Genomic DNA, 20,481 nt, shown 5'->3' with positions numbered 1-20,481 from the left:
AAAAACCTGCCAACATAAACCTGTCCCTTTTTTGGTCGGTTTTACTGGAGGGTTGCGTCGATTGCCTTGACCAGGGCGCTGCGCATGCCGGCGTCCTCGAGCGCAACGACGCCCTTGATGGTGGCACCACCGGGCGAGCATACGGCATCCTTCATCGCCGCAGGATGCTGGCCAGTTGCAAGCTGCAGCTTTGCCGTACCCAGCACCATCTGGCTCACAATGCGATAAGCATCCGCACGCGGGATACCGTGCTTGACCGCCGCATCGCCCAGGGCCTCGATTGCCATGGCGACAAACGCCGGAGCGCAACCACCCACCGTGCCGCCCACAAACAGCAGGCTTGTGTCGAGCTCGACGACAGCGCCAAGCTTACCGAGCAGGTCGAGCACCACAGCACGCTGCTCGTCGTTAAGCGTCGAAGCCTTCTCGCAGGCGATGACGCCCTCGCCCACCGAAACCGGCGTGTTGGGCACCGTCGAGATATGCGCGACGCCCGGCAGGACCTGCTCCCACTTGGCACTGTCCCAGGTCCAGGCAACCGACAGAACGACCTTTTTGGCAAAAGCATCCTTGAGCGGGGCGAATACCTTCTCGATCATGTACGGTTTGACCGCAGCGACCACGATATCGGATGCGGCGACAACCTCGGCGGCATCGTGGCAGGCGACCATGCCGCGCGCCTCGCAGCGCTCAACCAGTGCGTCGTAGCGACCCGCGCAGGCGCACATGTCGCTCGCAGCTACACCGGCAGCGATCCAGCCATCGGCCATAGCGCTCGCCATATTGCCAAAACCGACAAATCCAATCTTCATATCTCATAGTCCTTTCAGACACATTCCTCAAAACGAAAGGTATTGTCCCACGCCATTGTTTCGTATTGCCGACCTATTTGTGATACGGCTCGCCACGACTGATCTTGCAGGCACGGTAAATCTGCTCTAGCAGCACCACACGCGCCAGGTTATGCGGCAAAGTAATGCGTCCAAAGCTGAGCATCTCGTCGGCGCGGGCGCGCACCTCATCACTCACGCCGTCCGAACCGCCGATTACAAAGGCAATGTCGCTGCTGCCTCGCAGCATAAGATCGTCGAGCCTCGCCGAGAGCTCCTCACTCGAACGCTCCTTGCCCTCGATAGCCAGCAGGATCACATGCGCTCGAGACGGCAAGGCAGCAAGAATCGCCGCCCCTTCCTTGTCACGCGCGGCATCCACACCGCCCGCCTTGGCCGGGTCGATATCGGCCACCTCGCGCATATCCACCTTGGCATAGGCGCCCAGACGCTTCGTGTACTCAGCGCAGGCATCCTTCCAAAAGCGCTCTTTGAGCTTGCCAACACAAACGACGGTGTATTTCACGCGTGCCTACTCCTTTGACTCGTTCTGAACCTTACCGGCAGCCAGCATCTGCTCGAACATAGAGGCCGACTGCGAGAAGTCACTCGGCAACACGACCGTCGAGTTTTTGCCCGTACGTGCGAACTCCGTCATCATCTCGGTCCACTGCGTAAACATGAACAGCTGGTTGGCCTCATCGTTGCCAACACCCGTCTCCTGGATAATCTCGAGCGAGTCCTTGATGCCCAGCGCGATCGCCTTGCGCTGGTTGGCGATGCCCTCGCCCGCCTTTTCCATAGCCTCAGCCTCGGCGGTCGCCTCGGTGACGCGCTTGATGCGGTCTGCCTCGGCGAGCTCCTGTGCCGCAGCGCGCTTGCGCTGGGCGGCGTTGATGTCGTTCATGGAGTTCTCAACCTCGGTCGGCAGTGCGATTTTGGTGATGAGCGTCGACACGAGGGTGAAGCCGTAGGCGGCCATCTGCTCGGAAACGGTAGCGTTGACATCCTTGGCGATGTCATCCTTCTTGGCAAAGACCTCATCGAGTGTGTAGACGGGGATGGAGGAGCGCAGGGCGTCGGTGATGAAGTCGCGCATCTGGTCGACGGGCTCCTGCAGCATGTAGTAGCTCTTGTAGATGCCCGAATCTGCCGGGCCGGCGCCCATGTCATAGCTCACGTGGTACTGAGCGGAGACCTCAAGGCCAATGGTCACGTTGTCCTGGGTCTTAACGTCGATGCCAAAACCATTTTTCATGGTGCGCAGACTCACCGTGGCGGCCTTGCGGTCAATCACGGGCACCTTCACGTGGAAGCCCGCGTTGACGATACGATTGAACTTACCCAAGCGCTCGATGATCACAGCGTGCTGCTGCTCAACGACGTAGCAGGCGTTGGGGAGCAGCAACAACAGGATGATGATGGGAATCAAAAGGCTGGTAAGGGCGGCGATGATACCGGAAAACAGCATGGTCTCTCCTCTGATAGGCACACGTTGCCATTAGGATACCCGTCCAAGGAGATCGTGCATAACAAAAAGCTCCCATTGCTGGGAGCTCTTTCAATCAATGGTGCGGGCGAAAGGACGTCCGCGTATCCGCTTCGCGGATCCGCACCGGCTTCGCCCGCCTGCCGGCGGACTCGCCAGCTCGCTAAAAACGCTCTGCGTTTTCTTTACGCTCGCTCCTTCGCAGGTTCAAGTCCCAGCGATGGGCCCGTAACAAAAAAAGCTCCCATTGCTGGGAGCTCTTTCATTTAATGGTGCGGGCGAAAGGACTTGAACCTTCATGGGGTTGCCCCCATACGGACCTGAACCGTACGCGTCTGCCAATTCCGCCACGCCCGCGTGCAGGAATTAGAATAACGGAGCGCCATCGCGAACGCAAGAACTATTTTTGAAAAAGTTTGCAGGCATTTTCCCAAGCCGCTCGCGCGATTGCCTCAGCATCCTCGCCGGTACGATCGACACGATCGTTGACCAGCGTGTTTGCCGTGATAGAAATCATTGCCGGCTCGCATTCAAGACCACGGATGGGCTCCGGAGCCATATACGGGCAATCCGTCTCGAACAAAATTCGATCGAGTGGGGTTGCCGCAAATGCCTCGCGCACGTCGTCGTTGCGCTTAAAGGTGGCCGCACCACCATAGGCGATATAGCAGCCCAGCTCCACAAAGCGCTCCATCGTGGCGCGGTCCTCGCCAAAGCAGTGCAGCACACAACCGGCCTGGGGCACGCCCACCTCACGAAGCACGTTGTAGGCGTCCACGTGCGAGGTACGCTCCTGGTCCGTGTCCTCGTGACGCAGATGCAGCTCCACCGGCACGTTATGGCACACGGCAAGCTCGAGCTGGCGCGCCATGCAGTCAATCTGCACGTTATGGGGTGCCGGCGCGATATCGTCGTCATAGCCCATGTGGTAGTCCAGGCCGATTTCGCCAATACCGGCGCATAAGGGGTCATCGAGTGCGGCAACGACCTGTGCGTGAACGTCGTCGGTATAGTCCGGCGCGCCATACGGATGCACGCCGGCAAGATACTTGATCTGCGGGATACCCTGCATCGGCAGAATCTCGCGCGTCAGCCAGTCGCTATAGTCCGTCACACTGCGTTTGTCGACGATGGGGTCGAAGACCGTCACCAACAGGTCGATGCCTGCCGCCTTGGCACGCACGAGTGTCTCGGGCACATCCTTGCCCCAGAACGAAAGCAGATGCGCATGTGTGTCGGCAAGCGGTGCCAAGGGCACGGGACAAGCAACCGTCTTCTTTTTCTTGGTAAACGTCACGCGTTCGGCATTAAGCGTCATGGGAAAGCTCCCGAGCCAGGCACACAAAGTCGGCGACGCCGAGCGTCTCGGCGCGCGTGGTGGGTGCGATACCGCAAGCCTCAAAGGCGGCATCGAGCACGTCCTTGGCAAAGCCGTTGGCGCTCATGGAATTGCGGATGGTCTTGCGACGCTGAGCAAATGCAGCGTCAATCACGCGGGCCACAAATTCGCGATCGAGTCCTTCGGGCACCACACCGTCAACACGGTCGATACGCACGACGGCCGAGTCCACGTGTGGCGCCGGCATAAAGCAACGCGGCGGCACCTCAAAGCGACCCGTTACCTGCGCATACAGGCCAAGCTTTGCCGTATAGCCGCCATAGGTCTTGTTGCCCGGCACTGCGGCAATGCGATCGGCAACCTCCTTTTGCACCATGACGACGGCGCGCTTGAGCGCCGGCATCGTCTGGAAAAATTGCAAAATGATCGTCGCCGCCACGTTATAAGGCAAGTTCGCGACAAATACCGTCGGCTCACCGCCCGCAGCCTGCTCAATCTGCTCCGGGCCCACCTTAAGCGCGTCGCCCATGATAAAGCGGAAGTTGGCATAGTCGGCGGCGTGGGCGTCGAGCACCGGTTCGAGCTCAGGATCGGCCTCAATGGACGTAACGCACGCCGCTTCCTGCAGCAACGCAAGTGTCAAAGTACCGCAACCCGGACCCACCTCGAGTACGCGCTCGTCACCTGCAAACTCGGCAAGCTCGCAGATACGCTCGATCACATGATTGTCGATTAGAAAGTTCTGGCCCAGGCGATGCTTGGTCGCAAGGCCAAACTCCTCCAGCAGCTCCCTTGTTGCCGTGGGGTTTGCCAAAGGCGAAGTTGTCATAGTTGCCTCCTTAGCATGATGGCGGCGTCTTGAAACGAAAGGGCATGGACCGTTGCGGCCATGCCCTTACATCTAAACAGCAAATTGCCGATATGGCGCTCGCGCGGTCTCTACGCCAGACGCGGGAACAGCGGATCGCCCTTCTCGACGGGCTGACCACCAGCAAGCAGGCCCCAAGCGCAAATGCCCTTGAGGTCGTCGGTCGCGGCCTCGTTCTCGCAGGACAGGCGGCGCAGGGCCTCGGCAGAGGTCTGAGGCATGAGCGGCATCAGCAGGTGAGCGGCAATGCGGATGGCCTCGAGCAGGTTGTAGATCACAAACGCCAGCTCGTCAGCCTTGGCCTCGTCCTTGGCAAGTGCCCAGGGCTCGGAGTCCTCGATGTAGTGGTTGGCGGCGTGGATGAGCTCCATGACCTCATCCTTGGCTCCGCCGTAATCGAGCACGTCCATCTTGGCCATGTAGCGGTCGACCAGGCCATCGGCGATCTTTGCCAGCGGGTTGTCGAACGCATCGAACGATGCGGGCTTGGCGGGCGCGCAGCCGTCAAAGTACTTTGCGCTCATGTTGAGCGAGCGCGAAATGAGGTTGCCCCAGCTGTTGGCCAGATCGGCGTTGTAGACCTGCTCCATACGATCGAAGCTGATGGCGCCGTCGGTGCCGGGGACCACGTCGGTCATAAAGTAATAGCGGTAGCCCTCGACGCCCAGCATGTCGATAACATCCTGCGGAGCGATGGCGTTGCCGCGGCTCTTGGACATCTTCTCGGCCTTACCGGTCTCGGCATTGCGCACGGTCAGGAAGCCGTGGGCAAAGACGTGCTCGGGCAGGGCCTCGCCGATGGCCATGAGCATCGCGGGCCAAATGACGCAGTGGAAGCGGATGATGTCCTTACCCACGATGTGGAACTGCGCGGGCCAGCGATAGGCCAGCTCGGCACGGGCCTCGTCGGTGTCGACACCGTAGCCGACGGCCGTCATATAGTTGAGCAACGCATCGAACCACACGTAGGTCACGTGACCCTCGTCAAACGGGACCTGAATGCCCCAGTCAAAGCTCGTACGGCTCACGGAAAGGTCGTTAAGGCCGCCCTCGACAAAGCTGCGAACCTCGTTCATGCGGAACGCAGGCTCGACAAAGTCGGGGTGCTCGTCATAGAGCTTGAGAAGCTTGTCCTGGAAGGCGGAAAGCTTAAAGAAGTAGGACTCCTCCTGCACGCGCTCAAGCGGACGGTGGCAGTCGGGGCACAGGTGCTGGCCGACGCTGCCGTACTCCTCGTCGCCCTTCTGGACCTGCGTATCAGTGAAGTAGGTCTCGTCAGGCACGCAATACCAACCGTCGTAGCTGCCCTTATACAGATAGCCGGACTCCTTCATGCGCTCCCACAGGTACTGCACGGCATGATGCTGGCGCGGCTCGGTGGTGCGGATGAAGTCGTCGTTGGAGATCTCGAGCTTGCTCCAAAGCTCCTTGAAGTGCGGGGCCTGGCTATCGGTCCACTCCTGCGGCGTCATGCCATGCTTGGCTGCGGCCTCGGCGACCTTCTCGCCATGCTCGTCCATGCCGGTCAGGAACTTGACGTTATAGCCGGCGGAACGGCGATAGCGAGCCTGAACGTCGGCGATGATGGTGGAATAAGCCGTGCCCAGGTGCGGATCGGCGTTGACGTAGTAGATGGGCGTCGTGATAAAGAACGAAGGCTTGCTTTGATCCATGGGGTTTGTCCTCCAGAAAAACGTTGCATACAGAGGATGATTCTAGCGCAAGGGCTGGATATCCTCCATCTATTGCATATCGAGCACCATGGCATAGACATCGCGCTTGCGGCGCGAATACTTCTGAGACAGGCGCTTGGCCACCGCAGACGCAGGCTCCCCCTCCTCGAGCGCGGCGCGGATATCCTCGCGCAGGGCCTCGTCGGGATCCGCTGCCGTGGCGCCGACCGGCACGATACCGGCCTCCTCATCCTCGCTCGGCGGCGCGATGACCAGCGCGATCTCGCCCTTTACCTCGCCGCGAGCGCGCAGTTCCTCGGCAAGCTGGGCAGCGAGCCCGCGCAAGACCTCCTCGTGCAGCTTGGTGAGTTCGCGGCAGACGGCAACCTCACGCTGGGGAAAGACCTCCGCCACGGCCTCGAGCGTCGCCACGATGCGATGTGGAGACTCGTAGAAGATGAGTGCGCCGGGCACCACGGCAAGGCGCTGCAAACGGCGCACACGGTCGCCGTGCTTTCGGCCCAAAAAGCCCTCGAAGAAAAAATGCTCGCAGGGAATGCCGGACGAAACAAACGCCGTGACGCAAGCAGAGGGCCCGGGAATAACTTCGACGGGTACATCGGCCTCACGCGCCGCCTCGACCAGCGCCTGGCCGGGATCGGACACGCTCGGCATGCCGGCGTCCGAGGCAAAGGCGAGGGTCTCCCCCGCCAGCAGACGGTCGACCAGGCCGGCAGCGCGGCTAGCGATCACATTCTCGTCGCAACGGACAAGCGGCTTGGAAATGCCCAGGTGCATCAGCAGCTTTGACGTCACACGCGTGTCTTCGCAGCAAATGGCATCGGCGGCGGCAAAGGCCTCGCCAACGCGCGGGGACAGGTCGCCTAGGTTGCCGATGGGCGTGCCGACCACATAGAGTTTGCCCGTATGGGCGCTGTTTTGCGTCATATCAACCTATTCAATCATGCCGCGCTCGAGCGTACCGAGCGCCGCGCGGGCGTCCCATGCTGCAATGCGCTTCTCGGTCTTCCACGTTTGGAAGAACCAACCGGCAGCCGGCGCAAACGAAGCCAGCTGGTTGGCGATAAACACGCGCTCGTAGGCATTGCGGCCCTCGGGCGTAACCGACGAGTTGGCAAAGATCGCCGCGCCCGACCATTCGCCCACCAGCACGGGGAACCCAGTCGAAATCGCTTCTTTAAGCTCGCGCTTGTTACGCGAAATCGCCGTCGTCAGCCCGCGAGGGCTCGTGATGTCGAGCGCATACTCGTCGCGGTAATGGTACAGGTGAAGGTCCATGTAGACGTTCTTGTACTTGGCGCCGCGCATAAAATGCTTCCACTCGCTGGGATGCCCCGACGACGAGAAGACGACGATTTTATCCTCGGGCATATACGAACGGACGAGCTCGTAGGCATCGCGATAGAAATTGCGCAGGTAGTGCGCCGGAATGCCATCCGTCATGGTGAAGAGGCTCTTGCGGACACTCATCTGCGGCGTATCCAGCAGCTCAATGCCCAGCAGGCTCTCGGCCTCGCCGTAGCGATCGGCCAAGCGCTCGAGCACGTCGAGTGCGACATGACGACCGTTGGTGGACGAATGCCACTCGGCAACAGCCTCCGGCGTGGTGGGCGAATCGTTGGAATCGCCCTGGCCACCTGGCACGGTTGCCAGATCGAGCAGCACGCGGATGTTGTACTTGGCAGCCCACTCAATCGCGCGGTCGATGTAATCGACAACCGAGATGTAGGACGCATCGGACTCCTGCGAGCCAAAGGCATACCAGGGCACCGGCAGACGCACGGCATTGAGGCCAATCTGCGCCATGCGGCGAAAATCGTCCTCGCTCACAAACGTTTCGTAATGACGGCGCATGCGCTCGTTATAGGCGGCGGTGCCCATAGCCTCCTGCAGCTCGGCCGCGTTGGATGCACCGGTCGCTGCATACAGCGACGGGGTCACCCAAGGCTCGGGAATAAACCAGCCAGAGAGATTAACACCGAGTATCCTCTCCATCACTGCCCCCTTCGAATCATGCAGGTCGAGCCTGCATCGTATTGCATAGGAAAAGTATCGTTTTGAGTATACCCGCGCGTGCGGACAGGCGAGCGAACGGTCTGAAAAGTGGCGCAAAAGCGGGAGGAATGTCTGGGATGCGTTTTCCGCAGAGCCCTCGATAAAAGAAAAGGACCCCTTTGCAGGGGTCCTAGTCAATTCAAGGTGGCGGGGAAGGGAATCGCGTCCGCGCGCTGCGCGGACGGACCGCTGCGGCGCTTGCGCGCCTTGCGAGCTGCGCTGGCAAACGCTTACGCGTTTACTCAGCTCCGCGCCCTCACGGGGTTCGATTCCGTGCAGGAGCCATATAAAAGAAAAGGACCCCTTTGCAGAGGTCCTAGTCAATTCAAGGTGGCGGGGAAGGGAATCGAACCCCTGACACGAGGATTTTCAGTCCTCTGCTCTACCAACTGAGCTACCCAGCCATTTGAGGTGTGCCTTGTTTCAAGGCTTGATTAGTATAACCAAGGACGCGTTCCGGTCAACCGAGAATTTTAAAAAAGTTTTTGAGCACAGCCTCGGTTCTATAAATCGGCACGTCAGAGGCATCAGCCGGCAGCAAGAAGTTTTTCGCTCAGAGCCGCACGGGCAAACTCACTTGGCGTCATCCCCTCGGCAGCCGCCCGTCGACGAATGGCCTCCTTCATTCCCAGAGGAATCTTGACCGACAGCGTTGCCGTCCCCTCACCTGAGAGTGGGGGCCGTCCATGCACGATCCCACCAACGGTGTGTTCGCCATCCGGAAACTCTCCGCGCTCGTACGACTCGCACCACGCGTCAATCATTTCATCCGTTACAACCTGACCATTAGCGGCCGTATACGTCTTGCCCATCATCGACCCCTTTGCCGAGCCCGTTCAATCTCCTGCCAAAATTTCTTCTGGACTGGAGACAAGGCATGAATGATAAGCCCCCACGGACAAGCTCGACCGCGACAAGCTCCACGCTTCGTCCGTCTGGGAGCCATCCAATCGCAAGCCATCTCGGCGGCTCGTCCTTCGGCTCGCGACGAATGCACTCAGTAACCGCAAGCCAAGCGCTAAGCACCTGCTTTTCCGTCAGGTGCTTTTTAGCGTTGGGATGGATCTCAACATCCATGCATCTTCTCCTCCATCTTACCCAATTTCGTATGACGAAAGTCCGCTGTCGCCAATCCTTAAGCCGGCACGCGTTGGAGAGCAGGGGTCGAAACAATGATTGAAGGACGCTCTAGTACGGCCCAGGCGCCGGGGCAGGAGCACATACGCCAGGGACGTACGTTTTCGTAGCATACGAGGACATAGCCACGTGCATCGATAAAGGCGATATCGATGGGATAGGCCATAAAACACGTATGGACCGAAGAGCAGCGTGGAAATGCCATGACGAGCGGCAGACCGTTGGCGGCAACCGGACACCGTCCCAGCATGCCGCGCAGGCGCACGGCAAACGACTCCGCCACCGCAAACTCGGCCGGCGTCCAGCCCAGCCTATTGAGTGCCCGCGCGTAGGCGATGTAGGACGAGACCGCGGTCACATGACCACCCCCGGACGCCATGGATCGACCGTCACCGCGCGCTCGTGCGACAACGTTGTCGGCGCCCCCAGCGGAACGCCAGCGATGCTGAGAGAAGTCGGCCACGGCTCATAGTGCATGGTGCAGGTGTAGGTCCTAAACGTACCGGATAGGGAGAGCAGGCCACCATCCGATGCCTCCGCGCCTTGCTCGCTCGACACTTCGATCTGCAAGTCATAGCCTTCCATGGCATTCAGAATTTGAGTCCGGACCGTCGCCGAGGCATCGACAGAGCTTTCGTCGCCCTCCCCGCTCGGCGCCACGGCGTGCGCCAACACGATGTCGGGCACCACGCGGTCGAAGCGCGCGACAGCGCTGGCATAGATCATGACGTTGTATACGATGAGTGCCAGCACCAGCAAAACGGGCGTAACCACTGCTATCTCCACCGTCGCTTGGGCGCGCTCCTCGCGCAGACGCATGCGGATACTCATTACGACCCACCGCCCAGAGCGCCAACCAGCGTGGCGACATCGACGGTGAGCGGGATGGAGCCGCCGCCGGGCAGAGGAATCTCCGCAAGCGTGAACACCGTACCGCTGATGGTGCGTTCGACTTGATATTCCAACGCCTCGCAAAGCGCCTTGGGATCGGTCACGCCCAACGGAATACTTCGCAGTTTGTCTTGCGCTTGAGAGAGACCAGCAATGTCAGACCCCGGGCTCTTAATGACGTTGGCGGAATCAGTCAGCACCGGCTTTCGCAGGCGCAAGTCGCACGGTTCCAAACCCAGCGCCGCCACGGACGCCGAAACGGTATCGCCGAGCCACGATGCGATGGAGCCCAACGCGCCGCTGCCCCCTCCTAGGCCTTTAATCATCTCGTCCATAAGTTCGTCGGCCGAACCTTGGATGTCTCCGTATCCCACAAGCAGCCGTCCCCAGACATCCATGACGCCATCGAGTACGCCGGCAACGCCACCCGAGCGTTCCTTCAATGTCGAGAAAAATCGCGAAAGCACGTTGTTTTGCGCCGTCGCCTCATCGGGCGCCAGCACCGCGGCAGAGATGGCACCGCGATCGCCAAGCCTGACTGCCGTGTTAAACGAAGAGTTGAGCTCATCGGGGCTCGAGATGGCACCCGAAACCGCAAAGGCAACCACGCCGTTGCGACCGGGCGGAGCGATACGCGGACGCTCGCCCGAAAGCGCTTTAATGGCCTGGTCAAACGCATTGCTCGCACGGTCGGCCTCATCCTCGGTCTGACGCATGAGCTCAAGCTCTTTGTTCCGACATTTGACGTATTCCTCCAAGGCCTTTTTGAACTCGTCGAAGTGATATTCGAAGCCGTTTTCGATAGAGGTTGAAGGCGCCGCAACAGCACCAAGCGACAAAACGCCAAAATGGCATTTGCTGCATTTATCCTGTCCATCGTAATCGGCAACCGAAGCAAATCCGCTCGGCGTCCCTTTCTTATAGTTAGGGCAGGTCGTCCCGTAATGCAGATACGCCTTGTCATCGTTCACGCTAGTCGGCCACACCGCATCGGTATAGAGTTCCGTCGCCCGAACCTCATCAGAGTTGCGCGGCAGCAGCGGAATATAGGAGGAAACCCTGTCTCCGTTCTCGGTTATATGCGCCCGATCGACCTCCGCGCTCGCATAGGTATAAAACGCCTTACGCGCCGCAGACTCTGCCTTCATCTCGACACTCGAGCCGTGGGGCTTCTCATTTGTCAGACGCCAATGGTAGTAGTCCTTCGCGCGATCAAGGGCAACTTGGGGCTCCCACGTAACGCTCGATGAGTAATGCGGATTTTGAACACCGGAGAGATCCGTTAGGCTTTTCGCACGCTCCCACATGCAAGAACAGCTGCCGACCGAGCCCTTGTCAGACCCACCACAATCCGCCAGCCAAGCACGCTCTTTAGCCTTCGCCGTGTCCTCAGAAGCCTTCCGCAGCTCCTCGGCCGCACACTCTAAATCATCTGATGTGTCTTTAATGGCATCAGTCGAGATCTCGGACCCCTCGAGCGCAGCGAAGTCAGACTCGGATGTCCTGGGCACGGCAAGCGCCGTACCGGTATAGGTCACACTATCGGTATCCTGCGCCGACACCGCCTGCGTGGCACGCGCGGCGATCAGATACGGCAGAGCCGTCTCGATTTTCTGTAAGCCTTCCGATGCGCTTTTGGCAAACTTGTTGCGCGTTTTAATGATCTCAATCCCGGTGTCGACCATATTGCCGGCAACCGGCTCGGCACCCGGGATGAGGATGGCGACCAGGCCCGTCCCGATCGTGGCAAACCCCGCCAGCCCCAGACTCAAGATGCTCGCATCAACCACCGTGGCAGCCGTGTGATAGGACGACACTACGTTGGCACCCGCCAGCGCGCCACTATCAGCCGCCACCTGAGTATCCCCGGCACGCGACATGCTCCATATCGCCGCGGTCGACGAAAACAACAATGTGAGCACCACTAGGATGACCACGGCAGAAGAAAGCGTGGTATAGGCGCCGTCTTCGATAAACAGATCGACACCGGCTCGACCCATAAAGCCGCCTCGTTTGCGGAGAGCGCCTGGTCGACGGCGGGCCGCAAACCCTTGCGTCACCCGCAACAGGCAGCGCCTAATCCCATGCAGCAATCCACGAATCATAATCTCCCTCCAGCCATTCGGGACGCGATTGATACGAGACATCGACCTTGAGCTCAACGTAGCCGCCCTCGGCGGTACCACCCATAGCCTGCGCAAACGCACCGATCACAGGCAACGGCTTGACCTCGCCGGAAACGGACACGGACGAGACGCCACCCGCACCGGCCCGGCCAAGCTCGATATCCCACGACAACGGCCCGCCGGCATGAAAGATCGAAACGTTGGGCACTGCGGCAAGTCGGCGGCGGGTGAACTCCTTAAGATCGTCGTCCTCCGCCGTCGTCGTGGTCATGAGCCGCGCGGTCTCGGCGGCGGCAGACTCCATGACCGCGCGCGTATAGAGCAGGCACACCGGTTGCAGCGCGAGAAGGATGAGTGTCAGAAACGTCGGCAGCAAAAAAGCGGCCTCGACCGTAGACTGCGCCCGGTCCTCGCGCGCGGCATCAATACAACGCGATGTCCTTAGCGGCCGCAGCGGCGTCGATAACCGACGTCGAGGCAACGCCATGGGATGCCGCCCGCTCAACCAGCGCCGCCAAGCGCCCATCGGTGCCGGCACGCCAAAGTCCCGCGATCGCCAGCACGATCGATAACAGCGCCACCGTGACGATGGCGTATTCGACCGTCGCCTGGGCAGATTCCTCACGCAGGACATCATGCATTTCACGATCCCTCCTTTGAGTCCGTTGCCTGCGGGCTCAGGCGCACGGCGCGCAGACGACACGAAGCATCGCCAGCATCCGCGGCAATTGTCACCATATCGACCCAGCCGCGTTCGTCGCGCACGATGGCGCCCCACACGTTTCCCTTGATGTCGAGATAGCCGCTCAGAGCAAGTTGCGCCGTGGGTACCTCGCGATAGGCACGCAGCATATCCGCCGCCGCTTCGGTCATCGGTCGGTCCTCGGACCATGCAAGCCGGACCGCAATCGCGTTGCCCTCAGGCGAATCCGTCGCAGTGCCAGACCGCTTGTCGAGCGTCCGCAGAAAGGTTTGCGCCGTGACAGCGACATCCGAATCGTCCGCATCTCGCATCTCATCTTTTTGAGACGCCACCGCCGAATCTGAGCCCAAATCGGAGGCGGTCCCAGGACGCTGCTGCCGCGCGGCGTTAAGCCCCCAAAGCACCGCCGCTATCGCCACGGTCAGGCAAGCAAACACCAGCAGCACCCCGATGGGGCGCTCGCCCTCTACAGGCTGTTGATGCCCTCGCTGATAGCGTTCCATAGATCTTGGACCTTGCCCTTAAATGCGACGATGGCGATAATCGCGATCACCACGAGCACGCCGACCAAGATGGCATACTCGGTGGTACCCTGTGCGCTCTCCTCCTGCAATAGTTCCTTGGCGCGCTGACGAACATGTGCCGCCCGGCAAAACGCCCAGCCCTGGACCTTGCCAGCAGCGTCAGTCATCGTGTTCATGTATTCCTCCCTACATCATCCCGCCTGCTCCCAGCAGCGGGCCCAATATGGACAGAAGCAACGCCGGCAAGATGAGCGTGCCGGTGGGAATCAACAGCTTGACGGGCGCACGCTCGATCTCGCGCTCGACCGCGGCGCGATGAGCCGCACGGATCTCGCGACTTTGAGCGGCCAGCGTCTCGGCAAGTGGGGCACCCAGGGCGAGCGCCTGCCCCACCGTGATGGCAAAGGTCTCGAGCGCTCGCACGTCCAGGTCGCGCGCGGCGGCCAACAACTCGTCCTCACGCGTGCCCACGCCCACCTGCCACGCCATGCAGGCGCGCTCAAGGCGAAGAGCCAGCACTGACCGGCGGTTGGCGCAGAAAATCTCAAGCGCCGCATCAAACGAAAGACCGGCCGAAAGACCCAAGCGCACAACATCGATCATCTCGGACACTTCGCCGAGCGACACTCGCGCCGGGCCGCCCGCTCCAACCGCGCCCTTCACTCGCGCGGTCAGAGCATCGACCACCGAGCGACCCGCGGCAGCGACCAGCACCGCCTCGCGCTTGCAGGCCCCTGCGATCTTGCGTGCATCCGCCCGATCCAAACCCGTCGCGACAAATACACTCAGGGCGCACAGGCAAGCCGCAACTGCAACCGGGGCGCTCATAGCTCCACCCGCATAATGCGCCGGATAACCACCAGGGCAACGGCGTTGAGGGCAAGACCCAGCACCACAGCGCCCGCGCCGGCAGGCGTCGCAAGACCGCGACGAAAATCTGCCGAAAGCAGCGCCAACACCGCGCACATGCCCGCCGGCATCGCCGCGACCATATGCGCAGACATGCGAGCCTGCGACGTCTTAACATCCAGGCGGCGCTTGAGCTCAATGCGCTCCCCCACCATGCTCGACGCCTCGGACAGTAAGTCGGCAAGCGGAGCGCCGGTGCGCTGAGACACCTTAAGCGCCAAGGTCACAAGCGAAAGACCGGGGGCGTCGATACGCACGAGCAAGTCATCGAGCGCGTCGGTCGCCGAGATGCCGCAATCGATCGCCGCCGCCACCCGCAAAAACTCGGTATGCACTGGCTCTTGCGCATGAGCGCCCACAAAGCGCATGCCCTGGGCCAGCGAATGTCCCGAGGCAAGCGACATGGAAAGTGCGGTAAACGCCTCGGGCATTGCCTCTTCTGCATCGTGTTGCTCGCGCCGGCTCTCAAAGCCATCCCGAGCGGCACCAACGGTAAACGGAGCAACAAGTCCCAAGGCAAATCCGAGGGGCGATAACGACACCATCGTTAGTAAAACGCAGCAGACACCGCTCGACAGCAGCAGAAACGCCAAACGTCCCGAAGCATCTTCGATCACGAGGCCAAGGCGATGCGCCGGAGCCAGCGATGCCCACGAACGGGCGATCTTTTTCAGCAGATCGTTTTCCACCAGCTCACGCGGCAGCTTCTCTGCCACCGTCTCGAGCGCCTGACGTGCCAGCTCCGCCGGCGGTACCTGCGGCACACGAGGTTCCGCCCCGCACGCCGTCGCGACAGAAAGCCCTGCCAAGCCCCCTACGACGAGGGGCACAGTGATCTCCATTCGTCCACCTCCTCTTGTGCGAGCGTCCCCGACCGCAGGCCTTCTGCGATAAACGGCGGCTCGCGGTCAAGCGTCCAGGTGCGCTCGGCGGCATCGAACGTCACATAGCGCTCGAGCTCTACGCCACCCGATGCGGCGCGTCGCACCCCCGAATACGAGGAGACGAAACGCCTGCCATCGGCATGGCGCTCGGACATCACGATGCCGTCGAGCGCCATGGCAATCTGCTCCTCGATGAGCTCGCTCGGCAGATCGATGCCATAACGCGCAAGCAACGTCAGACGCACCACGGTCTCCTGTTCTGAACCCGCATGAAGTGTGGTGAGCGACCCGTCGTGGCCCGTGTTCATGGCCTGCAACATGTCGCAGCACTCGGCACCGCGCACCTCGCCCACCACGATGCGGTCGGGGCGCATGCGTAGGGCATTAGTTACCAGGTCGCGGATCGTCACCGCGCCCTCGCCCTCAATTGAAGCCTCGCGCGCCTCTAGGCGCACCACGTGCGGATGATGCGCAAACTTGAGCTCGGCAGAGTCCTCGATCGTCACGATGCGCTCGCCGGTGGAAATCTCACATGACAACGCGTTGAGCAGGGTGGTCTTACCAGATCCCGTGCCTCCCGCAACCGCCAGGTCCGGTCGCAGCGACACCGCACACGACAGCAGCTGCGCATACCAAAGCGGCAGCGATCCCAACCCCACGAGCTCGTCCAACGAGCAGATACGGTCCGAGAACTTTCGGATGGTGAGAATCGGTCCGTCAATCGCCACAGGCGGAATCACCGCGTTGACGCGATAGCCCGTTTTGAGGCGGGCGTTGACGATGGGGCTGCGCTCGTCGATACGGCGGCCAAGTGGCGAGATAATGCGGTCGATAAGCACACGGATCTGCTCATCATCCTCAAACGCATGCTCGATGGGGTACAAGACGCCGCCGCATTCAAAGAAAGCCGAGCGGCAGCCGTTGATCATGATCTCGGTAACGGTGTCGTCCTCGATGAGCGGCTGCAACGGCCCCAAGCCCACCACGTCATCCAAAATCTCGTCGATGATGGTCTCGCGCTCGGGCGTCGCGAGATCGGTCGGCTCCTCAACATTGAGCGCCGCCTCCACCGCGGGACGCAATTCCGAGCGGGCAAGTGCCGGGTCGATATAGGCGCTGATACGCGCCACTTCGTCGTAACCCATGCGGTCCATCACGGCGCGCTTGGTGCGTCGTTTCACGGCGCGGCGACGCCCCGCATCTACAGGCGCTGCCGCCGCCGCAGCGCCGGCAGCCTTAATCCTCGTTTGCAGGCTCATCGCTGATCACCCTCGCGCGACCAGGGAAGGCGGATACGCGGGCGTTCGGTGCGCGTTGCACGGTCGGCGACCATATCGCTCCAAGGGCCGACGGCGCACCCCAGTTCCACGAGCATCTCGCGCGTGGCCTCGCGCACGCTAGTCGCAAAAGCGCTGGTCTGCCCCACTGCCTCGTCAGCGCGCCCAAACGCCATGAGCGCGGCGAGATCCTGCCCGCCATCGGCGATACGAATCTTGGAGCTTAACGCACAGGCAATCTCAAAGCGCATGGCGACGTCCTCGTCTGCCCCGCGCGCACCGAACCGGTTGAACACGGCGCTCATGCGCGTGCGCGGCACACCTACTCGACCTGCCAGTTCAATGACGCGCGATGCCGATGCCGCGGACGACACCGCCGCATCGCCAACGACCAGGCAACGGTCGCTCGCCGCCACCGCAGCCGCCACGGCGTCGCCCCAAAAGACCGAGGTATCGATAAAGACCACGTCGGATTCGCGACGCAGAACATCAAGCAGTAGCTCCACCGGACGTGCCATGAGCTCGGCTTGCTCGGGCGCCGCGACGGGACCCCAGAGCGTAACGCCCGGCGCCACGCGCATCGATGTGGCTACGATATCCGGCTCGGTGAGCGTGCCCGCCGCCGACGGCTCGATAAGTGCCGCCATATCGCGCGGAGCATCGACGCCTAACAAGTCGTAAAGGTTTCCAAACATCAGGTCCAGGTCGAGCACGGCGGCACGCAAGCCCAACAGCGACGATGTGTGTGCCATGGTGGCAACGATCGTCGACTTGCCGCAACCGCCCGAACCCGAAATGGCGCAGATGACCGGAGCTCGATGCGGCGAAGCGGCAGCGTCTGCCGGCGGCATCGGAGGCGGCGGGGCGGGCGTCGGTGACAGCGTCCCCGTCTCCCCCGCCGCAACCACACGCTGCGTCCAAGCCGGCATGGCAGCTTGTTCGGTCTGCGAGGCAGGCTCGTTCTGCGCAATCTGCTCATGCTGCATCAGCGACAACTCGCCGCACCCGGCAAGGCCCTCAACTTCGTCGAGTTCATCCGCCAGATTCACGCCGTGCACGTATCCCATATCTACTGCCGGGGAGTCGCCAGCATGCTGCACCGGCCCTCCAGCGTCATCGTATACAAGGGGGTTCCGGGGGCGCCGACCATGCTCGGCTTCCGCTTTTCCATAATCATCAACACGCGGGCCTCTTGTAGCGCGAGGCGCCCCGGGTTCCCTATCAACAAAAGCATCGGGCTCAATCGTCATGCGCCGATCGGAATCAACCGCTCCCTCGCCCGCGCGCCCGTTGCCGCATATACTGTGCGCAGCGATGACCTCGGTCGCCCCCGCGCGAAACAGCCCCTCGATATCCGACGGATCGAGCGCTTCTATCAACACGACCACGCGACTCACGCGGCCTTCGGCCGTCAGGCGCGCAACAGTCTTGCGCACATCTTCGGTATCAAACAGAGACGCCGCGATGATGGCAGCCCCGCGGCGCGACGGAAACGCCCGCGCCATGGAAACCAGCCCGTCCAGGTCACCCACGCGAAGCACCTGTGCACCCGCGTCACGGCCCTCGACTTCCCGCTGCAACAGCCCGTAATCGCCGCACGCGCAGCACGCAAGCCAGATCGCCTTCATCACTCGTCGCCTCCGCTCTTTTTGCCGCGCGCCGTGGCGGGAATCGTCAAGCTGACCGTTCCCTTGCCCGAGGCGCCCAGCAGTTCCTTGACGTCTTCGGGGTCAGCCGCCAGCGTCACCCATTCGATCTTGCCCTCGCGCGTGGCACCGGAATCCTCACTGGTATCGATCACGTACGCGCCGCACAGCCGATCGGTTACGCCGTCTTTTTGCACATACACATCCACGTAGCTGCCCACGCCCGTGGCGCCGCCGACCGAGTGCTCGGCATCGACCGCCACCGAAACGGCGACCTTGCCCTTAGGCACCTCGAGCTTGTGGCTCTCGGCCTTGGTGTAGACATTGCAGATCACGGCGTTTTTGGGAATACGCGAAGTCGTCACGTCGCCGCGCACCTGGCGCAGCTCGGTCGCCGCGTCACGCGGCAGCAGGCTCGTCAGCCATTCCTGGGTTATGACATTGGTCTCATCGAGGGTCTCGCCCACATCGATATCGCGCGCCGCGACGCATACCTCGACGCGATCGCCACCGTACTTGGCCAAGGTCTCAGCCTGGACCTGTTCGGCTTGCGAGCGGATCGATGAGCCGTAAACCATGCAGAGCAGAGCAGCGAGCACGCCCGCGACCAGACTGATGGCGATGCGCTTGCTCTTGTTCACGGCCGCTCCTCTCATGGCAGTGCCGGGCGAATGCCCGTACCACCATTGTCTGGGCGGTCAGAGTGCAAAGCGGCGCAATCGCAATCTTGGTTTTCGATGTCAAACCAATCGCTGACCAAAAGCTGACCAGCCCGTCAAGCTCGTGGCAAGGTTTTGGTCAGCACGTCAGCAAACTGCATGTTTCGAGGCTTTTCCGCAGCAAAAAGCCGTCTCCCGAACAGTTGGGAGACGGCTGTCATAGGAAAAATCAATTACAGATGGACATCGGGATCGAGCATTTGAGCGCTCACGCGCATGGATGACGCCAGGTTTTGGAACGTTTCCAGACGCAGGCTGTCGATCTGCCCGGCGTCCTCGGCCTCGCGAACGGCGCAACCCGGCTCATGGACATGCGTGCAATCGCCAAACCGGCACGCACGCGATGCCTCGACAATCTCGGGAAAGGCGCGCGCCAGACCCCGCTCGTGACCCACGAGCGGTAGGCTGCGCAGGCCCGGGGCATCGGCGATCACGCCGGCGTCGCCCGGCAGCGTCACCATCACGCGCGCGACGGTAGTGTGACGGCCCTGGTCGTCGCGTTCGCGCACACCGCCGGTCGCCAACGTATCGTGGCCCAGCAGCGCATTGAGCAGCGTCGACTTGCCGGCACCCGACTCGCCCAGAATCATGGCGCAGCTCCCGGCAGGCACGCAGGCACGGACCTCGTCCAGGCCGCGGCCCTCGGCAGAGGACGTCACGATCACGCGCACGTCCGGACCCACCAGGCGGCGCACGCGGTCCAGATCGCGCTCGAGCTCCTCGGCATCGCAGCGGTCAGCTTTGGTGAGTACCACCACCGGCTCGGCATCGCAGTCGAGCGCCAATACCAGCGAACGCGCCACGCGGTCGAGCAGAACCTCGCCGGCACCGAGCGCCTGCACGATTAGCACGCTATCCACGTTGGAGCAGAGCACCTGGCGCTCTCCGCGGGCTCGGCCGCGCCAACGCTCAAAGCTCGTACGGCGCGGCAGCACGCACTCAATCACACCCATATCGTGCCCGGGAGCGCGGCGCACCGCCACACGGTCGCCCACGGCAGGCAGAAGGACCTCGTCCTCGCCGCGCGACTTGGCAAACCCCACGGCATGCTCGGCGCGAAAGGTATCGTCAGCGGTCGCCACCAGTGGAAACCCGCGATCCAAGCGCACCACGGCGCCAAGCTGCATCTGCTCGGGCTCCTCGGCATGTGCGCAGAAATCATCAAAGGCAGTCTGCTGAGCTTCATCGATCGGCAGGTCATCAAACGCCGGAACGTCCTGCAGCGCGTCAAGCCCCGGTACACTCGCCAGCAACTCCTCAGCAGATGCAGGGGGTTCGGTCGCGAGCTTCCGACGACGATCACGCTTAGCCCGCGCCCCCGTCGTCTTTTTCTTCGCCTTAGCCTTAGCCTTAGCCACAAACGCCTCCCAGCACCAAAAATCACAACTGA

The 20,481-nt window shown here is 61.7% G+C and carries 22 protein-coding genes and 2 tRNA genes; all 24 read right to left on the bottom strand.

Annotated elements, in window-relative coordinates:
• Positions 1-41: 41 nt before the first annotated feature.
• Complete coding sequence (gene proC / locus DWZ52_RS04365) at positions 42-812, bottom strand: pyrroline-5-carboxylate reductase (protein ID WP_117637378.1); 771 nt, start codon at positions 810-812, stop codon at positions 42-44.
• Between the two features lie 73 nt (positions 813-885).
• Positions 886-1,356, bottom strand: coding sequence for a 23S rRNA (pseudouridine(1915)-N(3))-methyltransferase RlmH (rlmH, locus tag DWZ52_RS04360; protein ID WP_118384985.1), 471 nt, complete (start codon positions 1,354-1,356; stop codon positions 886-888).
• 6 nt (positions 1,357-1,362) lie between these two features.
• Positions 1,363-2,301 carry an SPFH domain-containing protein gene (locus DWZ52_RS04355; RefSeq protein WP_118384984.1) on the bottom strand — a complete coding sequence of 313 codons (939 nt, stop codon included), beginning with the start codon at positions 2,299-2,301 and terminating at the stop codon, positions 1,363-1,365.
• Between the two features lie 288 nt (positions 2,302-2,589).
• Positions 2,590-2,676 (bottom strand) — tRNA-Leu (locus tag DWZ52_RS04350).
• A gap of 43 nt (positions 2,677-2,719) precedes the next feature.
• A complete protein-coding gene (locus DWZ52_RS04345; RefSeq protein ID WP_118384983.1) occupies positions 2,720-3,637 on the bottom strand; it encodes a TatD family hydrolase in 918 nt (305 codons plus the stop codon).
• Positions 3,627-4,487 (bottom strand): 16S rRNA (adenine(1518)-N(6)/adenine(1519)-N(6))-dimethyltransferase RsmA, encoded by an 861-nt coding sequence (gene rsmA, locus DWZ52_RS04340; RefSeq protein ID WP_118226168.1) that lies wholly within the window; start codon positions 4,485-4,487, stop codon positions 3,627-3,629. Before rsmA ends, DWZ52_RS04345 begins: the two co-directional genes overlap by 11 nt.
• A gap of 110 nt (positions 4,488-4,597) precedes the next feature.
• On the bottom strand, positions 4,598-6,199 hold the full coding sequence (gene metG / locus DWZ52_RS04335) for a methionine--tRNA ligase (protein ID WP_118384982.1): 1,602 nt from the start codon (positions 6,197-6,199) through the stop codon (positions 4,598-4,600).
• Positions 6,200-6,268: 69 nt separating this feature from the next.
• Entirely contained in the window at positions 6,269-7,147 is an 879-nt protein-coding gene (gene rsmI, locus DWZ52_RS04330) for a 16S rRNA (cytidine(1402)-2'-O)-methyltransferase (RefSeq protein WP_118384981.1), read from the bottom strand.
• Between the two features lie 6 nt (positions 7,148-7,153).
• Entirely contained in the window at positions 7,154-8,215 is a 1,062-nt protein-coding gene (locus tag DWZ52_RS04325) for a glycoside hydrolase family 5 protein (protein WP_117640793.1), read from the bottom strand.
• 391 nt (positions 8,216-8,606) lie between these two features.
• Positions 8,607-8,679, bottom strand: a tRNA-Phe gene (locus DWZ52_RS04320).
• 123 nt (positions 8,680-8,802) lie between these two features.
• Positions 8,803-9,090 (bottom strand): ribbon-helix-helix domain-containing protein, encoded by a 288-nt coding sequence (locus DWZ52_RS04315; protein WP_199575474.1) that lies wholly within the window; start codon positions 9,088-9,090, stop codon positions 8,803-8,805.
• A 320-nt stretch (positions 9,091-9,410) separates the two neighbouring features.
• Positions 9,411-9,791, bottom strand: coding sequence for a DUF192 domain-containing protein (locus DWZ52_RS04305; protein ID WP_089572686.1), 381 nt, complete (start codon positions 9,789-9,791; stop codon positions 9,411-9,413).
• On the bottom strand, positions 9,767-10,243 hold the full coding sequence (locus DWZ52_RS04300) for a TadE/TadG family type IV pilus assembly protein (protein WP_117563701.1): 477 nt from the start codon (positions 10,241-10,243) through the stop codon (positions 9,767-9,769). The genes DWZ52_RS04305 and DWZ52_RS04300 overlap by 25 nt, the downstream gene beginning before the upstream one ends.
• Positions 10,243-12,303, bottom strand: coding sequence for a hypothetical protein (locus DWZ52_RS04295; protein WP_117862864.1), 2,061 nt, complete (start codon positions 12,301-12,303; stop codon positions 10,243-10,245). The genes DWZ52_RS04300 and DWZ52_RS04295 overlap by 1 nt, the downstream gene beginning before the upstream one ends.
• Before the next feature lie 76 nt (positions 12,304-12,379).
• Positions 12,380-12,916: a TadE/TadG family type IV pilus assembly protein gene (locus DWZ52_RS04290; protein ID WP_117563703.1), complete on the bottom strand. Its 537-nt coding sequence runs from the start codon at positions 12,914-12,916 to the stop codon at positions 12,380-12,382.
• Positions 12,852-13,070 carry a hypothetical protein gene (locus tag DWZ52_RS04285; RefSeq protein ID WP_117563704.1) on the bottom strand — a complete coding sequence of 73 codons (219 nt, stop codon included), beginning with the start codon at positions 13,068-13,070 and terminating at the stop codon, positions 12,852-12,854. Before DWZ52_RS04285 ends, DWZ52_RS04290 begins: the two co-directional genes overlap by 65 nt.
• Position 13,071: 1 nt before the next feature.
• Positions 13,072-13,635 (bottom strand): hypothetical protein, encoded by a 564-nt coding sequence (locus tag DWZ52_RS04280; RefSeq protein WP_128620524.1) that lies wholly within the window; start codon positions 13,633-13,635, stop codon positions 13,072-13,074.
• Complete coding sequence (locus tag DWZ52_RS04275; RefSeq protein ID WP_089572694.1) at positions 13,599-13,832, bottom strand: hypothetical protein; 234 nt, start codon at positions 13,830-13,832, stop codon at positions 13,599-13,601. Before DWZ52_RS04275 ends, DWZ52_RS04280 begins: the two co-directional genes overlap by 37 nt.
• Positions 13,833-13,842: 10 nt before the next feature.
• Entirely contained in the window at positions 13,843-14,484 is a 642-nt protein-coding gene (locus DWZ52_RS04270) for a type II secretion system F family protein (protein WP_055250542.1), read from the bottom strand.
• Positions 14,481-15,407: a type II secretion system F family protein gene (locus DWZ52_RS04265; protein WP_117786099.1), complete on the bottom strand. Its 927-nt coding sequence runs from the start codon at positions 15,405-15,407 to the stop codon at positions 14,481-14,483. Before DWZ52_RS04265 ends, DWZ52_RS04270 begins: the two co-directional genes overlap by 4 nt.
• Positions 15,380-16,708, bottom strand: coding sequence for a CpaF family protein (locus DWZ52_RS04260; protein WP_118384980.1), 1,329 nt, complete (start codon positions 16,706-16,708; stop codon positions 15,380-15,382). The genes DWZ52_RS04265 and DWZ52_RS04260 overlap by 28 nt, the downstream gene beginning before the upstream one ends.
• Positions 16,705-18,354 carry a P-loop NTPase gene (locus DWZ52_RS04255; RefSeq protein WP_118384979.1) on the bottom strand — a complete coding sequence of 550 codons (1,650 nt, stop codon included), beginning with the start codon at positions 18,352-18,354 and terminating at the stop codon, positions 16,705-16,707. Before DWZ52_RS04255 ends, DWZ52_RS04260 begins: the two co-directional genes overlap by 4 nt.
• Positions 18,354-19,013, bottom strand: coding sequence for a Flp pilus assembly protein CpaB (gene cpaB / locus DWZ52_RS04250; RefSeq protein WP_022094089.1), 660 nt, complete (start codon positions 19,011-19,013; stop codon positions 18,354-18,356). Before cpaB ends, DWZ52_RS04255 begins: the two co-directional genes overlap by 1 nt.
• Before the next feature lie 251 nt (positions 19,014-19,264).
• Entirely contained in the window at positions 19,265-20,449 is a 1,185-nt protein-coding gene (gene rsgA / locus DWZ52_RS04245) for a ribosome small subunit-dependent GTPase A (protein ID WP_233547263.1), read from the bottom strand.
• Positions 20,450-20,481: the final 32 nt, after the last annotated feature.

The organism is Collinsella sp. AF33-16, from assembly GCF_003475325.1.
Classification (GTDB): Bacteria; Actinomycetota; Coriobacteriia; order Coriobacteriales; family Coriobacteriaceae; genus Collinsella.
The sequence above is the reverse complement of the archived record's forward strand: the minus strand, read 5'-3'. Positions and strand labels throughout refer to the sequence as shown.

What these genes read in the sequence shown, in the direction of transcription:
- proC (WP_117637378.1), bottom strand. Translation starts at nt 812, where the DNA reads ATGAAGATTGGATTTGTCGGTTTTGGCAATATGGCGAGCGCTATGGCC.
- DWZ52_RS04355 (WP_118384984.1), bottom strand. Translation starts at nt 2,301, where the DNA reads ATGCTGTTTTCCGGTATCATCGCCGCCCTTACCAGCCTTTTGATTCCC.
- DWZ52_RS04345 (WP_118384983.1), bottom strand. Translation starts at nt 3,637, where the DNA reads ATGACGCTTAATGCCGAACGCGTGACGTTTACCAAGAAAAAGAAGACG.
- rsmA (WP_118226168.1), bottom strand. Translation starts at nt 4,487, where the DNA reads ATGACAACTTCGCCTTTGGCAAACCCCACGGCAACAAGGGAGCTGCTG.
- metG (WP_118384982.1), bottom strand. Translation starts at nt 6,199, where the DNA reads ATGGATCAAAGCAAGCCTTCGTTCTTTATCACGACGCCCATCTACTAC.
- rsmI (WP_118384981.1), bottom strand. Translation starts at nt 7,147, where the DNA reads ATGACGCAAAACAGCGCCCATACGGGCAAACTCTATGTGGTCGGCACG.
- DWZ52_RS04325 (WP_117640793.1), bottom strand. Translation starts at nt 8,215, where the DNA reads ATGGAGAGGATACTCGGTGTTAATCTCTCTGGCTGGTTTATTCCCGAG.
- DWZ52_RS04315 (WP_199575474.1), bottom strand. Translation starts at nt 9,090, where the DNA reads ATGATGGGCAAGACGTATACGGCCGCTAATGGTCAGGTTGTAACGGAT.
- DWZ52_RS04305 (WP_089572686.1), bottom strand. Translation starts at nt 9,791, where the DNA reads ATGGCGTCCGGGGGTGGTCATGTGACCGCGGTCTCGTCCTACATCGCC.
- DWZ52_RS04300 (WP_117563701.1), bottom strand. Translation starts at nt 10,243, where the DNA reads ATGAGTATCCGCATGCGTCTGCGCGAGGAGCGCGCCCAAGCGACGGTG.
- DWZ52_RS04295 (WP_117862864.1), bottom strand. Translation starts at nt 12,303, where the DNA reads ATGGGTCGAGCCGGTGTCGATCTGTTTATCGAAGACGGCGCCTATACC.
- DWZ52_RS04290 (WP_117563703.1), bottom strand. Translation starts at nt 12,916, where the DNA reads ATGGCGTTGCCTCGACGTCGGTTATCGACGCCGCTGCGGCCGCTAAGG.
- DWZ52_RS04285 (WP_117563704.1), bottom strand. Translation starts at nt 13,070, where the DNA reads ATGCATGATGTCCTGCGTGAGGAATCTGCCCAGGCGACGGTCGAATAC.
- DWZ52_RS04280 (WP_128620524.1), bottom strand. Translation starts at nt 13,635, where the DNA reads ATGGAACGCTATCAGCGAGGGCATCAACAGCCTGTAGAGGGCGAGCGC.
- DWZ52_RS04275 (WP_089572694.1), bottom strand. Translation starts at nt 13,832, where the DNA reads ATGAACACGATGACTGACGCTGCTGGCAAGGTCCAGGGCTGGGCGTTT.
- DWZ52_RS04270 (WP_055250542.1), bottom strand. Translation starts at nt 14,484, where the DNA reads ATGAGCGCCCCGGTTGCAGTTGCGGCTTGCCTGTGCGCCCTGAGTGTA.
- DWZ52_RS04265 (WP_117786099.1), bottom strand. Translation starts at nt 15,407, where the DNA reads ATGGAGATCACTGTGCCCCTCGTCGTAGGGGGCTTGGCAGGGCTTTCT.
- DWZ52_RS04260 (WP_118384980.1), bottom strand. Translation starts at nt 16,708, where the DNA reads ATGAGCCTGCAAACGAGGATTAAGGCTGCCGGCGCTGCGGCGGCGGCA.
- DWZ52_RS04255 (WP_118384979.1), bottom strand. Translation starts at nt 18,354, where the DNA reads ATGAAGGCGATCTGGCTTGCGTGCTGCGCGTGCGGCGATTACGGGCTG.